We start from the raw sequence: 15,914 nt of genomic DNA on the forward strand, positions 1-15,914 counted from the left end.
CTTGCCGTTGACCAGGAAACGGCCCTATTGGCCCAGTGCGGGTCCCTGTGATCGTCGTGCCGCAGTGTTCGCCGCCACGGACCGCGGAGAGGTAGGTGAGCTTGCCCATCACATCGTCGCGGCGGGCGAATCGAACGGCTCCGGGGGGCGCTGCACCGGAGCCAACAGGCCGCACATCAAAGCTGTGGCTGCCGCCGGGCAAGCCGGGTCTCGGTGGCCGCGCGAGCTCTACACTTCCGTAGGTGACCACCTACGATGACCTTGAAGGGTTCGAGGGCCTGGACGCCTCGGCTCTGCCTCCACGCCAGCAGCGGATCCTGGTCACGATCCGAGACTGGGTGATCAGATACGGATACCCCCCGAGCACCCGCCAGATCGGCGACGCCGTCGGCCTGCGATCACCATCGTCGGTCTCCCGGCACCTCGCGAGCCTGGAGGACAAGGGGTTCCTGCGCCGGGGGTCCTCGATGTCCCGGCCGATCGACGTGCGGGCGTTCCTGAACGAGCCGCCGGCACCAGGAACCGCCGCCGACTCGGTGAGCGTGCCCGTGGTCGGCCACATCGCTGCGGGCGTTCCCATCTCCGCCGAACAGCATGTCGACGACACCCTGTCGCTCCCCCGCGAGCTCGCCGGGCGGGGCACCGTCTTCGGTCTGCGCGTTCGCGGTGATTCGATGACCGGAGCCGCGATCTGCGACGGCGACATCGTCGTGGTCCGGCAGCAGTCCGAGGCCCATTCGGGCCAGATCGTCGTGGCGATGATCGATGGCGAGGCCACCATCAAGGTGTACCGCCGCCGCGACGGCCACGTTCATCTCGAACCCCGTAACCCCGATTACGACGTCATCGACGGCGACAGCGCCGTTGTCCTGGGCATCGTCGTCTCGGTGCTGCGCAGCATCTGAAGCCCGTGCATGCCCAGCAGCTGACGGGGACACCGAGGTCGTGTAAGGGAACCGTTCCTCAACAGTGTCCAGGAGTGGGTTCTGCGTTCATCGCTCCGGTGCTCACCGGGGCAATCGCGCTGGACCTGTTGATCACGCCGTTCCGGCGCCGCAGTAACCGTCATTCCCCCGCCGGGACGGGGAAGTTCTCCAACCGCGCCGCCAGCCAGACACCGTCGCGCTCCTCCCAGATGGAGCGGAGCCCGATGTCGCCGTCGGCCGTTGTGTAGACGGTCTCGCCGACCCAGGTGTCACCGTCCTTGCGGACGTCGACGATCCGCAAGGACCGCACGTCGCTCCCCGGGACGGTCACCCCATCGAACACCTGCGGGATGTTCTCCTGGACCATCTCCGCGAGGGCGGACTTGAAATCCCCGTCCAGGACGTACTGGACGTGCCGCTCGTAGCGGGTGCGGAAGTCGGTCATGCGGAACTCCTTCGCTGCCGGAAAGCCGGACCCCGGATTGCCGGACGTTCAGCGGACATGGCCGTCGCCGCCTGAACGGTGATGTCGATGCCCTGGGGACGCGATCGGTGACGTGGACGAGCGACCACAAGAATAAGTCATCGCTTACAGCATCGTACGGGCGGAGTCGGACAGCCCCCCGAACACAACCTTCACGCCGGCAGCCAGTAGGAACGTGGCGGCCCGTGGCGGAGATCGTGAAGGCGAATCGGGGAGCAGCCCGGCCCCATCGACAACTGCTCGAACGACTCGGTGACCTGTTGAGGTTCAGCCAGGACCGGAAGGTCAGTGCTCGACCAGCTGGGGACTCATCCGGTCGGCGTCACCGTCGCTGTTGTGGCCGGCCATGTAGTGCCGCTCCAGGCTCTCGCCCTCGACATCGACATTCGGGAGGATCCTGTCGAGCCACTTGGGCAGGTACCAGGCCTTTTCTCCCATCAGGTACATCAGCGCCGGGATCAGCAGCATCCGGACTACGAAGGCATCGAAGATGATCGCCACGGCGAGCGCGAATCCGATCGACTTGATCATCACGTCGTCCATCATGATGAAGCCCGCGAAGACCGAGGTCATGATCAGTGCGGCGGCGGTGACGACGCGGGCACTGTTGCGGAACCCGTCGACGACGGCCTCGCGGTACGACGCCCCGTGGATGTGCGCCTCGCGGATCCGGGTGACCAGGAAGACCTGGTAGTCCATCGCCAGCCCGAAGACCACACCGATCAGGAAGATCGGCATGAAGCTGATGATCGGCTGCTCGGGGAAGAGTCCGAAGGTGCCCTCCTGGAAGACCGCCACCGTGGCACCCAGGGTCGCCATCATCGAGAACAGGAAGCCCAGGGTGGCCGTGAGCGGAATGAGCAGCGAGCGGAACACCAGCATCAGCAGGATGAACGCCAGCCCGATCACGATCGCGAGATACGGGATCAGTGCGTCGTTCAGCTTCTCGGAGATGTCGGCCATGATCGGCTGGGTACCGGTGATGGCCAGATCGGCGCCGGTCGCCTTCTGGATGGCGCCCTCACCGTCGCGCAGCTCGTGCATCAGGTCTTCGGTGGCCTGGTCCCCGGGTCCGGTCTCCGGCTCGATCAAGATGATGGCGCCCTTGTCGTTGCCCGGCTGGGCGACGACACGCGCGACACCGTCGAGACCCTGGGCCCACTGGGCCGCTCGGGCGTACGCCGCCTGCTTCTGCCGGGGGTCGTCGATGCCGCGAGCGTCGACCATCAGCATCATCGGGTCCAGGCGGCCCGGGCCGAAGCCCTCCTCGATCAGCTGGACGGCCTGGTAGCGCGAGCTGTCCTTCGGTGCGGTGGCGTCGCTCGGCATGCCCAGCCGCAGGTCCTTGAACGGGATCGCCAGCGCGCCGAGGGCGACGATCGCCAGCAGCGACCAGACCAGCGGCTTCTTTCCGACCAGACGGGCCCAGCGGACACCGTTGTTCAGGACGCGCCCGTTCTTCTCCCGCTTCGGCCGGTACTTGCGGAAGGTGCCGCCGAACGCCCGGGACTTCAGCATCCCGAACACGGCCGGCAGCAGCGTGAGGGCCACCAGCACGGCGACGGCGACGGTGATCGCCGCACCGATACCCATCCAGCCCAGGAACGGGATGCCGACCACGGTGAGCGCGGCCAGCGCGATGATCACGGTCAGCCCGGCGAAGACCACCGCCGAGCCGGCGGTGCCGACCGCGATGCCGACCGCTTCCTCGCGGTCATCGGTGTGCTGAAGCTCGTCCCGGTAGCGGGAGACGATGAACAGCGCGTAGTCGATCCCGACCGCGAGCCCGATCATGGTGCCGAGCATCGGCGTACTCGACGGCAGGTCGGTGAAGGCGGTCAGCGCGGTGATCCCGATGGTGCCGAGCGCGACACCGATGATGGCGGTGACGATCGGGAGGCCGGCGGCGATCGCGGAGCCGAAGGTGAGCGCCAGGATGAGCAGTGCGAGCGCGATACCGACGAGCTCGCCGGCGGCGCCGCCCATCGCCTGGGTCTGCATGCCCTGCCCGCGTACCTCGATCTGCAGGCCGGTGTCCCCGGCCACCGTCTCGACGGTGGCCAGCGCTTCCTCCTGCATCTGCGGCGTCACGTCCTGGACGGTGTCGACGTCGAAGGCCGTGGAGAAGGTGCCGATGCGACCGTCCTCCGAGAGCGGCGGCTGAGCCTTGATCTGCCCTAGCAGCATCTGCTCGGCCTGCTTCGGGGTGACCGGCCGCTGCTCGGTGGACAGCGCCTTGGCCATCCCTGGCGCGGCCGCCTTCGCCTGCTCCGGTGTCCAGATCACCGCGATCTGGTCCGGCACGTCCTTCAGCGCGCCCAGCTCCTGGGTGAGCTTCATGACCGCGCCGGCATGCTTCTCATCGGTCAGGCTCTCGCCCTCTGGAGCCGCCAGGACCACCTCGATGGTGGGTGCCTCGAGCGGAGAGCTGTCCCCCATCAGCTCGGGGATCGTCTCAGCGGCCTCGACCGACTCCAGGCCGGGAATCGTGAAGGCGTCGGAGTACGGCTGCGCCTTGGTGGCGGCGACCCCGCCGACGCCGGCGATGACGATGAGCCAGCCGACCAGGAAGAGCGGCCATCGGCGATACGCCGTCTTGCCGAGCCGGTAGAGCAGCGATGCCATGGACGAACTCCCGTTGTGCTAGGTACTGGGCGGTTTGACCGGAGAAGCGGTGGGTGCAGCGGAACGGCCCGGCCCGACGGGCGTGACCACCTCGGTACAGGGCTGGGCCGAACGAGTCAGCGGAAGAGGTCGGCGAGGGCGTCGAGCATCGCCTCGAAATGTTCGACGAAGCTCACCTCGGGCTCGGCCAGGTAGGCGTCGAATGCCATTTCGCACGCCCCGCTCATCGCCCGGATGGCGAGCCTGGCCTTGCGCTCGTCGAAGGCGTCGCGCTCACGCTCACGGATCACGTCCATGAGATGGCCCGTCACCTGCTCGAAGCGGTCATGAGTGGCTTTCATGATCTTGGGCTCGGTCTTCGCGAGCCGTCGGAACCGGGCGATGTCCCCGGCCTCGGTGTCCCCGCCGCTCTGCAGGAGAGTGACGGCCAGCGCCCGAAGGTCGGTGATGAAGTGCCCGGTCGGACCACCCGCCACGAAGGCGGCGAACAACTCCGGGTCAGGCTCCCGCGCTGGACCGAGAACAGCGTCCATCTTGCCGGGGACGTGGTTGAACAGGGTGCGCCGGGAGACGCCGACGGATTCGGCGAGCTCGTCCATCGTGAAACCGTCGAAGCCCCGCTCGTCGGCGAGGCGCATGGCAGCGCGCATGATCGAAAGGATCATCCGCTCACGCCGCACCCCGACTGCACTTTTAACCACAAAGTGCATGTTATGCACTCTGTGCCATAGAGTGCAAAACCAGGACCAAGGGATCGCGGCGGGCGCTCCATGGCGGCGACACTCACGCTGGCTCTGCTGCCACCAACTGTGTTACCCACATTGCAGAGCGGCACGAGTACGGGAGGCCATGTGTCCGGGCGCAGCGATTCCTACCACTCAGGTGCCTTATCCGAAGGCTCGTCCGGGACAGGATGTGTGCTCATTGGCTTGGCGATCACCGCCCTGCTCACCTACCTCAACGTCAGCGCGGACCCGACCGAGGGGCTGGACTACGCATCTGACGACACACCTGAGGAGATGAGCAGGTCGATCTGCTACAGCGACTCCGGTCCCTGCCCGCCGACCGGCTTCACCTGGAAGATTCCCCCGTCAGGCGTCGTGCAGACGCTGTTCCGGCGGGAGGACATCGACGAGCGCACACAGCTTCGAGGCTGGTTTCGCCTCAAGGCGTCGACGTACAGCCAGGAAAAGGCGCGAGACTGCCCGGCTGTGGTCGACTGGTCGCTGTTGGTGGACGGCAAGCCCATCGGGCAGGGCACGATCACGGCGGGCAGCAAAGACCAGGAAGTCACCGGCACTCCCCCACGCCAGGCCCGGTTCATCTCGTTCAGCGCGCGGCGCACCGACTCCCTGGCCTGTCACTCCACCCTCCAATGGATCTACGCCGGTCTGGACTGACGGCACCGCAGACTTCATGCTCCGACCGTGCCCTTGCGGCCTTCTATGAAGCAGATCGACTGGGCGGTGCCGAGCGCGGACGAGAAGTTCCGGCGCGCCCAGGCCACTCCCAAGGAGGCCGGGCTCATCTGCAGCGACACCGGTCCCCACCGCACGCCACCGACGGCCCCGCACACTGACAACTGCTCCGCGCCGGTGGCCTAATCGACCCCGCCTATCCCGCCCCAGCGGCGACTCCCGCCGGTGACCTCTGGGTGCGGTACCGAGCGCCCATCGGATCAGGACGGGTCGGTCATCCGGCCGCCGGGGCGGGCGAGGCCGCGGATGGCCAGACCGCTGTCGGCCTCGATCATGGTGCCGGTGAGGTGCCCGGAGTCGGCGGGGTCGGCCAGGAGCGTGTAGAGCCCGCCGTACGCGTCCACGGACGGGATGCTTCGGAGCGGGAGGACCTCGCGTGTTCCGTCGAGGACGGAGTCGGCGGGCTCCTGCCCCAGAGCGCTGATGCCCCGCAGCCGGGTGGGGGCGATGCCCGGCGCCACGCCGTTCACCCGCACGTCGGGTGCGAACTCGTAGGCGAGTTGCCGGACGGTGCCCAGCACGGCGTGCTTGGAGGCGGTGTAGAGGGCGCCGCCTCCCGCCGCGTGGGAACTCGCGTACGAACCAGTGACGATCACGCAGCCGCGGGAGCGGACCAGATCTCCGACGGCGGCGCGGGCGCCGAGCATCACCGCAAGGACGTTGACGCCGAAGATCTCGTCGAACGCGCCGCTCAGCTCCTCTCCCGGTATGTCCTCCAGGGGTCGGGCTCCGTCGGTGATGCCGGCGTTGGCCACGAAGACGTCCAGCCCGCCGAACTCGGATACGGCCGTGCGGACCGCGCGGACGTTGTCCTCCCAGGACCGCACGTCGGCCACCAGCGGCACGACCGCGTCGCCGAGTTCGGCGGCGAGCCGGTCCACGCCCGCGGCCTCGATGTCGACGGCCACCACCCGGGCGCCCTCCGCGATGTACCGGGTCGCGACCGCGCGGCCGATGCCCGAGCCCGCCCCGGTCAGGACGGCGGACTTGCCTTCCAGAGCACCCATCGGTTCTCTCCTCGTCATGTCGTGCCGGTCTAGGCTCGGCGGGCTGCGAAGAAGCCCTCGTGCAGGGCGTCCAAGACGCGGTGCGTCCGGCCGTTGCCGAGCGTAACCACCTCGGCCTCGGCTTCCCGCAGCGCGTCGGACAGTGTGGTGTCGGTGTCGTAGCCGATGGCGGCGATCACCGTGGCGGCGGGGATGACGGAACCACCGGCGGTACGGGCGCCGTCCGGGGCCACGGCGATGATCTCCGTGCCGGTGACGATCGAGACGCCCTTGGCGGCCAGGACCTCCGGCAGCGCCATCGCGTCGGTGAACACCTCGCCGCGGCTCAGGATGGCGGGGGCCGCCTCGACGAGCGTCACCTCGTGTCCGGCGTCGGCGAGCCAGAGGGCGGTGTCGGCACCGGTCAGTCCGCCGCCGACGACCACGACGGGTGAGGTGACCTCGGACGGGGCGCGCAGGTCGCGCGCGATCGCGGCGCCCTCCAGCTTCCTGGCGGCCGTGCCGGTGGCGACGAGGACCAGGTCGAAGGCGGCCAGGGCGGCCGGATCCGCCTCCGCGGCGATGATCGTTATGTCGCGGGTGCGGACCTGGTGGACGAGGTGGTCGCGCAGGGCCGCCAGGTCTGTCTTGTACGGGGAGCGCGTCGCGGGGATCAGTGATCCGCCGAGTTCGCCGCGCTCGTACAGGGTGACCTCGTGGCCCCGGTCGGCGAGCACGGCGGCCGCGCGCAGGCCGGCCGGACCGGCTCCCACCACGGCCGCGCGGCGGGGGGAATCGGCGGCGGCGATGGGGTACCGGTACTCCTCGCCCATCCGCGGGTTGACCGTGCAGCCGGTGCTGCGGCCCGCGTTCAGTCCCCGGTCGAGGCATCCGTCGTTGCAGCGGATGCAGGGGACGATGTCCAGGAACCGTCCTTCCTGGGCCTTGCGGGTCCAGTCGGGGTCGGCCAGCATGGCGCGCCCGAGGGAGACGAAGTCGGCGCCGCCCTCCAGTACCTCGGCCGCGACCTGGGGGCTCACCAGGGAGCCGGACGCGATCACCGGGATCGATACCGCGGCCTTGATCCGCTCCCAGCCGTGCCGGTGCGGGGCGCGGTCGACGAACCAGGGGCTGACCTCGTACTCCATTCGCGCATGGTGGCCGCCCGAGGCGTGGATGACGTCCACGCCCGCGTCCTCCAGGAGCCGCGCGAGCCGGACGGTCTCCTCGACCGGGATGCCGTCGGCCTCGTAGTCGGTGACCGACACCCGCACGCTGAACGGGACCTCGCGCGGGATGCGGGCGCGGATCGCGCGGACGACCTCCAGGGTGAGGCGGGTCCGGTTCTCGAACGAGCCGCCGTAGGCGTCGGTGCGCCTGTTGGTGTGCGGGGACAGGAAGTTGGTCAGCAGGTAGCCGTGGCCCGCGTGCACCTCCACCAGGTCGAACCGGGCCAGGACGGCGCGCTCGGCGGCGTCGGCGAACGCGGCGACGACACCCTCGATCTCGGCCGTGGTCATGACCTGCGGGCGCTGGCCGTACTGCCGTTCGACGTAGTCCCAGGAGACGTCCGAGGCCGTCTTGATGGGCGGGGTGCCGAGGAACTTCTGCCGCCCGCAGTGCTCGAGCTGGATGCCGACCTTGGCGCCCGCCGCGTGGACCTCGTCCACCAGCCAGCCCAGGCCGGGAACGTGCTCGCGGCGGGAGATGCCGATCTGGGCCTGGATGGACTTGCTGGCGTCGTCGTCGGCGAGCCGCTTGTAGTGGTCGACGGTGCGCTGGGTGACGGTGCCGTCCTGGTTGGACAGCGCGGTGGTCTGCGGTGACTTGATCACACGGTTCTTCAGGCCGAGCGTGCCGATGCGGCCCGGCCGGAAGAGGGCTTCGACGGTCATGTTCGCCTCTCAGTTGGGCAGTAGGGCTCGGGCCTGCTTCCGTACGCGGCGTTCCTCGTCCGGGAGCGTGAAGAGGGTGAGCTGCTCGTCCTCATGGCTCCGCATGCGCAGGCATCGCTGCTCCCACGGGGTGGTGACGATGCGGGCGGTGCGTTCCGCGCCGGCGGCGGCGAGGCGTTCGGCGAGGCGCTCCATCTCCGCCTCGTCGGCGACCTCCACGCGAAGAGCGTGGTCGCGGCTCTGGCGGGCGCCGGTCTCGGAGTCGTCGACCAGATCCCACTGCGCCTCGTCGAACAGCTCGATCGCGGCGGGCGCGACCGCGAACAGCACGCCGCGCTGCCCGCCGGGGTGGGTCCACTCGTCCACGACCGGCAGGCCGAGACCGTCCCGGTAGATCCGCACGGCCTCGTCCAGATCGCGGACGCGCAGGCAGATCCGCAGTTCGTCGAAGGCGCGGGAGGATCCGCCCGGGTGCCGCGTGGGCCGGCTCACCAGCACGTACACGTGGCCGTCAGGGGCGCGGAAGTGCGACCACTCCGTTGCCCAGGACGCCTCGACGCCCGCGTGCACGTCCCCGATGAACTCGACGCCGTGCCCTTGGAGTTCCGCGCGGGCCTCCCGGACGTCGTCCACCAGCAGCCCGGCGACAGGGTGGTCGAAGAAGGAGTGCTCGGTGTCGGTCGGTTTGAAGACCTCGAACGCGTCGCCGCTGGGGAAGTCGAAGACGACGGCGTCCGGCTGGTCGAGCCCGACGGGCAGGCCGACGATGTTCATGAGGAAGTCGCGCATGGAGTCGAAGTGCGGGGTACGCGATCCGATCCATCCGATTCCGTGGACTCGCATGATGCGTCCTCCTTCAGCCGGTCGGGGCCGGGGTCGTTTCGGTGGTACGGGACGAGCGTCCGATCGCGGTGCCGTCCTCGCCGCAGGCGGCGCAGACGGGCGCGCCCGCGGCGTCACGGTCCATCTCGACCGCGACGTAGGAGCGGTCGCAGCCGTGGCAGGCGACGCGCGCCGCCCAGACGTCGCCGACCTCGTCGCGCAGGTCGGCGCCTGGCTTGCTCCGGACGGTGGACGGGCCGAGTTTCAGTACGGCGGCGTACAGGACGACGCTGACGGCGAGCGCCACGCCCGGGGCCAGGGCGGACAGCGTCGGGAAGGTCGTGGGGCTCTGGGTGAGCCAGATACCGACGGCCGACGACACGATCCAGACGCCGAGGCCGGGCGTGACGGCGGGGAGCCGCCCGGGGCGGAACTCGGGGCCGTCCCGGCGGTCCCTGGGGCTGAGCGCGAAGTGGGTGACGACGATCCCCACCCAGCTCACCAGGAAGACGCCCTGCCACGACAGTGCCTTCTGCAGGTAGCTGAACACGTCCGTCAGCATCAGCAGGAACGCGAGGACCGCGACCGCCAGCACCCAGATCACGCGCGGCAGGCGCAGGCCGAAGAGCCGGCCGAACAGCCGTCCCCAGTTCATGGAGGCCAGGTAGTAGTTGAGCGTGTTGACCCGGACCTGGGTGACCGTGATGAGCAGCACGCCCCAGATGCCGAGCACCCCGACGATCGCGCGGATGACGCCGACCTCGGCCGCGGGCTCGGTCGGCAGGACGGTCCTGACCAGGAAGATCCCGGCCAGCCCGTTCACCAGGAACAGCCAGAGGAAGTACACCCAGCCGAACGTGACGTGCTGGTGGAAGCGCAGGTCGGCGGGCTTCGCCAGGCGCGCGAACTCGACCGTGGTCGGCATCAGCAGCCAGATGCCCATGTAAAGGGTGAACGCCATGAGCCAGCCGGGCACCGGGCGGGCCGCCGGCGGAACGACGCCGTCGAAGCTCAGCCAGTCGGACTGGCCGCCGTGCTGGACGGCCGCGACGATCACCGCGGCGACGACACCCACCACGTAGACGGGCAGCAGGATCCCGTTGATCCGGTCCATCCAGGTCTGGACGCTGCCGAGCATCAGCGGCATCAGCGCCACGATCACGATGAGGTACCACCAGCGGATGCCGGGGCCGCCGAAGTGGAGATGGAACGCCTCGGCGAGCACGCTGCTCTCGAACACCGCGTAGTAGGTGCTGTTGGCGGCCAGGAGGAGGGCGGTGAGGACCGCGCCGTACGTGCCGAACATGCGGCGTGACAGGAGGGTCGCGTTCAGACCCGTGCGGATGCCCCATGCCGTCATGTACCAGTTGAGCACCGCGTACACGGCGACGGTGGCGACGAGCCCGATGATCGCCTGCCGTGTCCCGACGAGGCTGGAGACCAGGGCACCGTAGAAGAGCCAGACCATGGCGCTGAGCAGCGACCAGTTGGCCATGAGGAGTTTGAACCTCGGGACGCGCGCGGTCAGCGGGACCGCGTGGCGCGCGTAGTCCTCCGCGAGTTGTTCCTTGACGACCCTGGGGTCGTCCTCGTGGGTGACGGTGATTTCCGGGTGGGTTTCCGTGTTCCGACCGGACATGTGACGTCCCTTCTCCAGGCCGGTGAGCGCGTGCGCTCGTTGGGGGGAGCCGGATTTGTGCATGCAAAAGTGCATGCACATTAGGGCCGACGAAAGAGGCCGGCTGTCAGTCCCGCTCGGCCAGCAGGGCGCCGGCGTCCGGGACGACCGCGTCCAGGCCGAGCGCGCGAAGCGATCGCCACACCGTGGCGACCGAGGCGGTCAGCACGGGGATGTCGAAGGTGTTCTGGATCCGCTGCACGACGGGCAGCGAAGGCATCTGCACGCACGCGCTCAGGACGAGCGCGTCCACTCCGGACGTGTCGACCTTGGCGGCGATGTCGACGAGTCCGGCCGGGTCGAGCCGCCCGACCTCCAGGTTGTCGGAGACCTCCAGGGCGATCGCGTCGTGCACCTCGACGCCCTCGGCCTCGATGTAGTCGCACACGGTCTTGGTGAGCGGCTTCATGTACGGCGCGATCACCGAGATCTTCTTCGCCCCGAGGTGCTCGGCCGCCTCCACCAGCGCGCCGGCCGAGGTGATCACGGGGGTACCGCCGCCCGCCGCGGCGGTCAGGCGTTCCTGGCTGGCGCGGTGGTAGCCGGGTGAGTGCGCCATGATCGCGACCAGGCAGGCGTAGGCCATGACGTCGACCTCGGCGTCGGCGAGTTGTTCGGCGCACCGGACCGACTGCGCGTCCATGTCGCGCAGTTCCTCGGGGTTCACCTGCTTCATCCGCATCCGCGAGGAGTGGAACGTGAACCGCTCGGGCCGGATCCGCTCCCGGGCCCGCAGCATCGCGGGGATCTCGGTCTCCATGGTGGTGTTCGAGCTCGGCACGATCATGCCGAACCGGAGTGCGGGGCTCGCCGGGATCGCGGGGTTCATCTGGGGGCTCCTTCGGATTCGCTGTGGCTCGTTTCGGCGCGACCCGTATCGAGGTCGCTCGATGCGACGTCGCCCGATTCGACATGGCGCAGGTTGGTGGTGGTCAGGGACAGGCCCGCCCGCACGCCCGGGCGCAGCCAGCGCAGCGCCGCCGGGCGCCGGATCCTGCCGTCCGGCGTGGTCTCGATCTCGATCCCGAGGCCGCGGGTGGCCAGGAGCAGCGCGCCGAAGACATGGTCGGGGTCCTCGTCCAGGACCAGGCCGAGCGCGGCGTCGATCAGGTGCGCCTCCAGCGCCTGCCGGCTGAGCTCGGCGTCCCGGTCGCGCATCGCCTCCATCAGGATGCGGTCGAGCCGGGTGAAGTCCTCGGGCGCCTCGGGATGCGACAGGTACAGCCGCTGATGCCGGTAGATCTTCAGGTGCAGTGACTCGGTCAGCTCGGCGAACGCCTTCGGGTAGCGGCGCAGCGCGGTCTGGTGGAAGCGCAGGTGCGCCTCCTGGAAGTCGCGGATCCGGCGGTCGCCGGACTCCATCGTCCCCAGGTCCTCGGCCATCCGGGCCAGATCGCCCTCGGTGAGCTGCCCGACGAGCCCCGCGATCGACGGCGGCTCCACCAGCAGCCGCAACGCGTAGTACTGCTCGACCAGGTCCGGGCTGGAGGGCGCGACCTCCATCCCCCGGTTGGCCTCGCCGATGACGAGGCCGTCGGCCTCCAGCCGGTGCAGGGCCTCCCGCAGCGGCGTGCGCGAGACCTCCAGCTCGGTGGCCAGCGCCCCTTGGGACAGCCGGAAGCCCGGCGTGTAGACACCGTCGATGATCCGCTCGCGCAGGGTCTGGTAGATCCCGTCGACCGTGTTGCCCGGCCTGGTCTCGGTCACGGTCGCTCGGTCCCCTCGCCATGTCCGTGGTCGCCGGTGTCGTCGCCGGCCTCCTGCGGTTCCGCTCCGAGCGAGACGGCGAACAGCTCGCTGAACCGCTCCGGATCCTGGGCGGCGATGATCTCCAGTTGCATGGCGTCCAGCAGGATGCGGTGGCCGCGCTTGGGCACGAAGATCTCCAGGCGCTCACCCTGCCGTGTCCAGACCTTGCGCACCCGCACCCCGGTGAACTCGTTGCCGATGCCGATGGGCTCGTCCCCCCGGACGATGCCCTCGCCCCGCGGCGGTTCCGCCGTCATGTCCGTCCCCCTCGATCGATGTCGATGATCTCCGCGGGGACACCGTAAGCGCCCGGCCTGACGCTCCGCAGCACGGGAAGCATTTCCCTGCGGCGCGCCACCTCCGCGAGGTCGAGCTCCACGACCTCCCATGCCGCCCTGCGCTCCCCGAGGTCGGTGACGACCTCGCCCCACGGGCCGGCGACGAGCGCGTGCCCGTAGGTCGGGAACGCGTCGTCATCGGCGCCGCGCACCGTCGCCGAGGCCACCACGTACGCCGCGTTCTCGACGGCGCGGGCGCGCAGCAGCAGCTCCCAGTGCGCCTCGCCCGTACGCTGCGTGAACGCCGACGGCACCAGCAGCACCTCGGCGCCCGCCAGTGCCAGCGCGCGGTACAGCTCGGGGAAGCGGACGTCGAAGCAGATCGTCAGTCCGACCGTCGTCCCGGCGATCTTCAGCAGCACCGGCCGCTCCCCCGCCGTCTCCACTCCGGACGCCTCGAACGAGCGGCCCTCGATCCGCGCGTCGAACAGGTGGATCTTGTCGTAGCCGCCCGCGATCGCCCCGTCCGCGTCGATGACCAGGGCGGTGTTGTGGATCGCGTCGGCGCCCCGGTGCTTGAAGCCGCCCAGGACGACGGCGGTGCCCGCGTCCTTGGCCGCCTGGCGCAGCGCGCCGAGCTCCGGTGAGTCGAGCGTGAGCGCCGCGTCCCGCATCTCGGTGTTGGTGCCGAGCATCAGCCCGTTCTCGGGCAGCAGCACCAGGTCGGCTCCGGCGGCGGCCGTGTCGCGCACCATCCGGCGGGCCGTCGCCACGTTGGCGGCGATGTCGCGGGTTGCGTGCCACTGGGTGAGGCCGACCCGCAGCGTCCGGGCGGCCGATGGCGCCGGCTCAGGCATCGGCGGGCTCCGGGAGTGGAAGATCGACGACCGTCCAGCCACCGCCGGACGCCTCCATCGGCTCGTACGCGAGCACCTCGCCGCGCACGCCGGGGCCGGTCAGCCCCAGCATGATCAGCCAGTTGAGGAACTCGTACTGGCCGTGGTCGAGCAGCGCGTACGGCTCCAGGTTGCCCAGGTCGCAACCACGTCCGGCCTGGAGCATCTCCAGGACGTAGGTGTCGAACTCGACGTCCACCCCACCGAACCTGCCCGGATCGAGCCAGTGTGAGAGCCCGCCCGTGGCGAGCATCGCGACGCGCCGTCCGCGCGTCTCCACGACCGTCCGCAGCACCTCGCCGAACGCGCGGGCACCGAACGGCGAGAACGACCGCGCGGGCTGGGTGATGATCGGGATGACCGGCAGATCCGGCCGGGGCAGCAACTGCCGCAGCGGGACGATCAATCCGTGGTCCAGATCGATCCGCGGCGCCTCCTCGACCTCCAGGCCCTCGGCGCGGACGGCGTCCACGACGGCCCGTGCGTAGCCGGGCGCGCCGGTGAGGGTGAGATCGATGTCCGGCCGCTTGAAGAACTCCATCGATCCGGTGTGCGAGGCGCCCGTACCGACGGCGAACGCGCCCGTACGGAAGCTCTGGAAGTGGCAGTCCGCCGTGACGATCATGACGTCGGGCTCGGCCGCCGCGATCCGTTCGGCCAGCCGCCGGTAACCGGCGGTCAGGCGCTCCACGGCGTCCGGCGGGTCCACCTCGGGGCGGGCCAGCAGGTCGGGTACGTGCGAGCAGCCGCCGGCGAACACCAGGTTCGGCGGCACATCGGGATCGGGCAGCGGTGTGGAGGTCTCGACGTGGAACCGGCCCTTGCTGGTCGAGTCGCCCAGGTCGTCGGCGAACCAGCGGCTGACCAGGATCGTGATCCCGTCCACGACGCCCGCCGACCGCAGCCGGTCCCGGTCGCCGCCCGCGATCACGCCCGCCCACTCGGCGTCCAGTCCGAGCTCGGCGCCGACGCCCGGCGGATCGGCGCGGAACCGTGCCACCAGCGCGGTGTCCCTGCCGAGTGCCAGAATCGCGCGTTCCAGTGTCGCGGCGTCCACCTACTCCCCCTGTCCCGTCAGCACCCCGTCGCGCACGACCGCCACGCCGTCGATCTCGACGGTGCAGCCCCGCATCGGGATGTCCAGGTGCGCCGGGGTCTCGCGGTTCGCGAACCGGTTCGAACCGGTCGACCACATGAAGTTGCCCGCGGTCGAGCGCAGTTCCTGCCCGTACAGCGAGCGCGGCTCGTAGACCTCCAGCGCCGACCAGCGCGCCACCGGGTGCACGCCCCAGCCCATGTGGGAGACGGCCCACACCTCTGGGTCGTCCCAGGCCTCGAAGTAGTCGCGCAGCACGAACGCGTCGTTCCCCGGGCCCTGCACGCCGGTGATGAAGCCCTTCTCGATCGTCAGCGTGACGGCATCGCGTACGGTGCGCTGCCACGGGATCAGCACATCACCCGGCTGGAGCACGATCGTGCCCTCGGCGCTGAGGTCGCGCGGGAAACAGGCGACGAACCCGCTCGGCCAGTGGTCCCAGCGGCCGGGCTCGTCCACGTACCCCCACTGGTGCGTGATCGGCAGGTCCGCGCCGGAGATGTCGGCGGTCAGGTCGGTGCCGGCGGCGCTGGTGACGCGCAGCGTGCCGCCCGCCTTCAGCAGCCGGCCACCCGCCTCGACGGTCCGGCGCAGTCCCTCGTCGCCCATCAGCCGTTCCAGCACGTCGGCGGGCTCGGCCACGAACAGCATCCGCTTACCGGCGCCCGTGATCCGGGTCCGGACATCGGAGTGGATCAGGCCGCCCACGGTCACGTCGATCACCAGGTCGCACTCGGCCGCGGCCGCCAGCAGCGCGGCCACCTCACGGCCGTCGGCCTCGTACGGCGGCAGCATCGGGCTCGACAGGCTCGACGCGGTGAGCACCAGCGCGCCCGCCCCGAGATCGCGCGCGGCCGCCACCGCCGCCTCGGCGTACTCGGTCTTGCGGCCCAGCTCGGCGATCACCCCGACCGTCTCGGACGAGGTGAGCCCGCACAGGCGGTACTGGTCCACGAACAGTTCGCGGAGCGTCTTCGGCATGTCTGCGTGCTCTCTTTCTT

At 70.0% G+C, this 15,914-nt stretch carries 16 protein-coding genes; 3 read left to right on the forward strand and 13 right to left on the reverse strand.

The genetic code is table 11. The annotated features are described in order from the left end of the window. Positions 1-242 precede the first annotated feature (242 nt). Complete coding sequence (gene lexA, locus ACH34Q_RS05975) at positions 243-905, forward strand: transcriptional repressor LexA (protein ID WP_395981732.1); 663 nt, start codon at positions 243-245, stop codon at positions 903-905. A gap of 160 nt (positions 906-1,065) precedes the next feature. Here the strand turns inward: lexA and ACH34Q_RS05980 are convergent, their stop codons facing one another. The 3 genes from ACH34Q_RS05980 to ACH34Q_RS05990 all read right to left on the reverse strand — a co-directional run bounded on the left by ACH34Q_RS05980 (position 1,066) and on the right by ACH34Q_RS05990 (position 4,745). After that, positions 1,066-1,371: a hypothetical protein gene (locus ACH34Q_RS05980; RefSeq protein WP_395981733.1), complete on the reverse strand. Its 306-nt coding sequence runs from the start codon at positions 1,369-1,371 to the stop codon at positions 1,066-1,068. Between the two features lie 324 nt (positions 1,372-1,695). After that, positions 1,696-4,035: an MMPL family transporter gene (locus ACH34Q_RS05985; protein WP_395981734.1), complete on the reverse strand. Its 2,340-nt coding sequence runs from the start codon at positions 4,033-4,035 to the stop codon at positions 1,696-1,698. 116 nt (positions 4,036-4,151) lie between these two features. Continuing rightward, entirely contained in the window at positions 4,152-4,745 is a 594-nt protein-coding gene (locus tag ACH34Q_RS05990; RefSeq protein ID WP_395982068.1) for a TetR/AcrR family transcriptional regulator, read from the reverse strand. A gap of 219 nt (positions 4,746-4,964) precedes the next feature. Here ACH34Q_RS05990 and ACH34Q_RS05995 point away from each other — a divergent pair, with 219 nt between their 5' ends. Together ACH34Q_RS05995 and ACH34Q_RS06000 are read left to right on the forward strand one after the other, a co-directional pair. Then, positions 4,965-5,435, forward strand: coding sequence for a hypothetical protein (locus ACH34Q_RS05995; RefSeq protein WP_395981735.1), 471 nt, complete (start codon positions 4,965-4,967; stop codon positions 5,433-5,435). Positions 5,436-5,480: 45 nt separating this feature from the next. Beyond that, positions 5,481-5,639 (forward strand): hypothetical protein, encoded by a 159-nt coding sequence (locus ACH34Q_RS06000; protein ID WP_395981736.1) that lies wholly within the window; start codon positions 5,481-5,483, stop codon positions 5,637-5,639. Between the two features lie 74 nt (positions 5,640-5,713). Here ACH34Q_RS06000 and ACH34Q_RS06005 read toward each other — a convergent pair whose 3' ends face one another. The 10 genes from ACH34Q_RS06005 to ACH34Q_RS06050 form a co-directional block, all read right to left on the reverse strand. After that, entirely contained in the window at positions 5,714-6,520 is an 807-nt protein-coding gene (locus ACH34Q_RS06005; RefSeq protein WP_395981737.1) for an SDR family oxidoreductase, read from the reverse strand. Between the two features lie 29 nt (positions 6,521-6,549). After that, positions 6,550-8,394, reverse strand: coding sequence for an FAD-dependent oxidoreductase (locus ACH34Q_RS06010; protein WP_395981738.1), 1,845 nt, complete (start codon positions 8,392-8,394; stop codon positions 6,550-6,552). A gap of 9 nt (positions 8,395-8,403) precedes the next feature. Continuing rightward, positions 8,404-9,237: a VOC family protein gene (locus tag ACH34Q_RS06015; RefSeq protein WP_395981739.1), complete on the reverse strand. Its 834-nt coding sequence runs from the start codon at positions 9,235-9,237 to the stop codon at positions 8,404-8,406. A 13-nt stretch (positions 9,238-9,250) separates the two neighbouring features. Beyond that, complete coding sequence (locus ACH34Q_RS06020; protein WP_395981740.1) at positions 9,251-10,855, reverse strand: purine-cytosine permease family protein; 1,605 nt, start codon at positions 10,853-10,855, stop codon at positions 9,251-9,253. A gap of 106 nt (positions 10,856-10,961) precedes the next feature. Then, positions 10,962-11,723, reverse strand: a complete 762-nt coding sequence (locus ACH34Q_RS06025; protein WP_395981741.1) for an aspartate/glutamate racemase family protein — start codon at positions 11,721-11,723, stop codon at positions 10,962-10,964. After that, complete coding sequence (locus ACH34Q_RS06030) at positions 11,720-12,601, reverse strand: GntR family transcriptional regulator (RefSeq protein WP_395981742.1); 882 nt, start codon at positions 12,599-12,601, stop codon at positions 11,720-11,722. The genes ACH34Q_RS06025 and ACH34Q_RS06030 overlap by 4 nt, the downstream gene beginning before the upstream one ends. Further along, the gene (locus ACH34Q_RS06035) at positions 12,598-12,900 is read right to left on the reverse strand and encodes a hypothetical protein (protein ID WP_395981743.1); all 303 of its coding nucleotides are present in this window, start codon (positions 12,898-12,900) and stop codon (positions 12,598-12,600) included. Before ACH34Q_RS06035 ends, ACH34Q_RS06030 begins: the two co-directional genes overlap by 4 nt. Beyond that, positions 12,897-13,778, reverse strand: a complete 882-nt coding sequence (locus ACH34Q_RS06040) for a nitrilase-related carbon-nitrogen hydrolase (RefSeq protein WP_395981744.1) — start codon at positions 13,776-13,778, stop codon at positions 12,897-12,899. Before ACH34Q_RS06040 ends, ACH34Q_RS06035 begins: the two co-directional genes overlap by 4 nt. Then, positions 13,771-14,874 (reverse strand): hypothetical protein, encoded by a 1,104-nt coding sequence (locus ACH34Q_RS06045; RefSeq protein WP_395981745.1) that lies wholly within the window; start codon positions 14,872-14,874, stop codon positions 13,771-13,773. The genes ACH34Q_RS06040 and ACH34Q_RS06045 overlap by 8 nt, the downstream gene beginning before the upstream one ends. Further along, complete coding sequence (locus ACH34Q_RS06050; RefSeq protein WP_395981746.1) at positions 14,875-15,894, reverse strand: leucyl aminopeptidase; 1,020 nt, start codon at positions 15,892-15,894, stop codon at positions 14,875-14,877. Between the last annotated feature and the right edge of the window lie 20 nt (positions 15,895-15,914).

Source organism: Actinomadura sp. 9N407 (assembly GCF_044326315.1).
Taxonomy (GTDB): domain Bacteria; phylum Actinomycetota; class Actinomycetes; order Streptosporangiales; family Streptosporangiaceae; genus Spirillospora.

Bases quoted from the DNA above. Each gene is read 5' to 3' on its own strand.
- ACH34Q_RS05980 (WP_395981733.1), bottom strand. From the start codon at position 1,371: ATGACCGACTTCCGCACCCGCTACGAGCGGCACGTCCAGTACGTCCTG.
- ACH34Q_RS05985 (WP_395981734.1), bottom strand. From the start codon at position 4,035: ATGGCATCGCTGCTCTACCGGCTCGGCAAGACGGCGTATCGCCGATGG.
- ACH34Q_RS05990 (WP_395982068.1), bottom strand. From the start codon at position 4,745: ATGCACTTTGTGGTTAAAAGTGCAGTCGGGGTGCGGCGTGAGCGGATG.
- ACH34Q_RS06000 (WP_395981736.1), top strand. From the start codon at position 5,481: ATGAAGCAGATCGACTGGGCGGTGCCGAGCGCGGACGAGAAGTTCCGG.
- ACH34Q_RS06005 (WP_395981737.1), bottom strand. From the start codon at position 6,520: ATGGGTGCTCTGGAAGGCAAGTCCGCCGTCCTGACCGGGGCGGGCTCG.
- ACH34Q_RS06010 (WP_395981738.1), bottom strand. From the start codon at position 8,394: ATGACCGTCGAAGCCCTCTTCCGGCCGGGCCGCATCGGCACGCTCGGC.
- ACH34Q_RS06015 (WP_395981739.1), bottom strand. From the start codon at position 9,237: ATGCGAGTCCACGGAATCGGATGGATCGGATCGCGTACCCCGCACTTC.
- ACH34Q_RS06020 (WP_395981740.1), bottom strand. From the start codon at position 10,855: ATGTCCGGTCGGAACACGGAAACCCACCCGGAAATCACCGTCACCCAC.
- ACH34Q_RS06025 (WP_395981741.1), bottom strand. From the start codon at position 11,723: ATGAACCCCGCGATCCCGGCGAGCCCCGCACTCCGGTTCGGCATGATC.
- ACH34Q_RS06035 (WP_395981743.1), bottom strand. From the start codon at position 12,900: ATGACGGCGGAACCGCCGCGGGGCGAGGGCATCGTCCGGGGGGACGAG.
- ACH34Q_RS06040 (WP_395981744.1), bottom strand. From the start codon at position 13,778: ATGCCTGAGCCGGCGCCATCGGCCGCCCGGACGCTGCGGGTCGGCCTC.
- ACH34Q_RS06050 (WP_395981746.1), bottom strand. From the start codon at position 15,894: ATGCCGAAGACGCTCCGCGAACTGTTCGTGGACCAGTACCGCCTGTGC.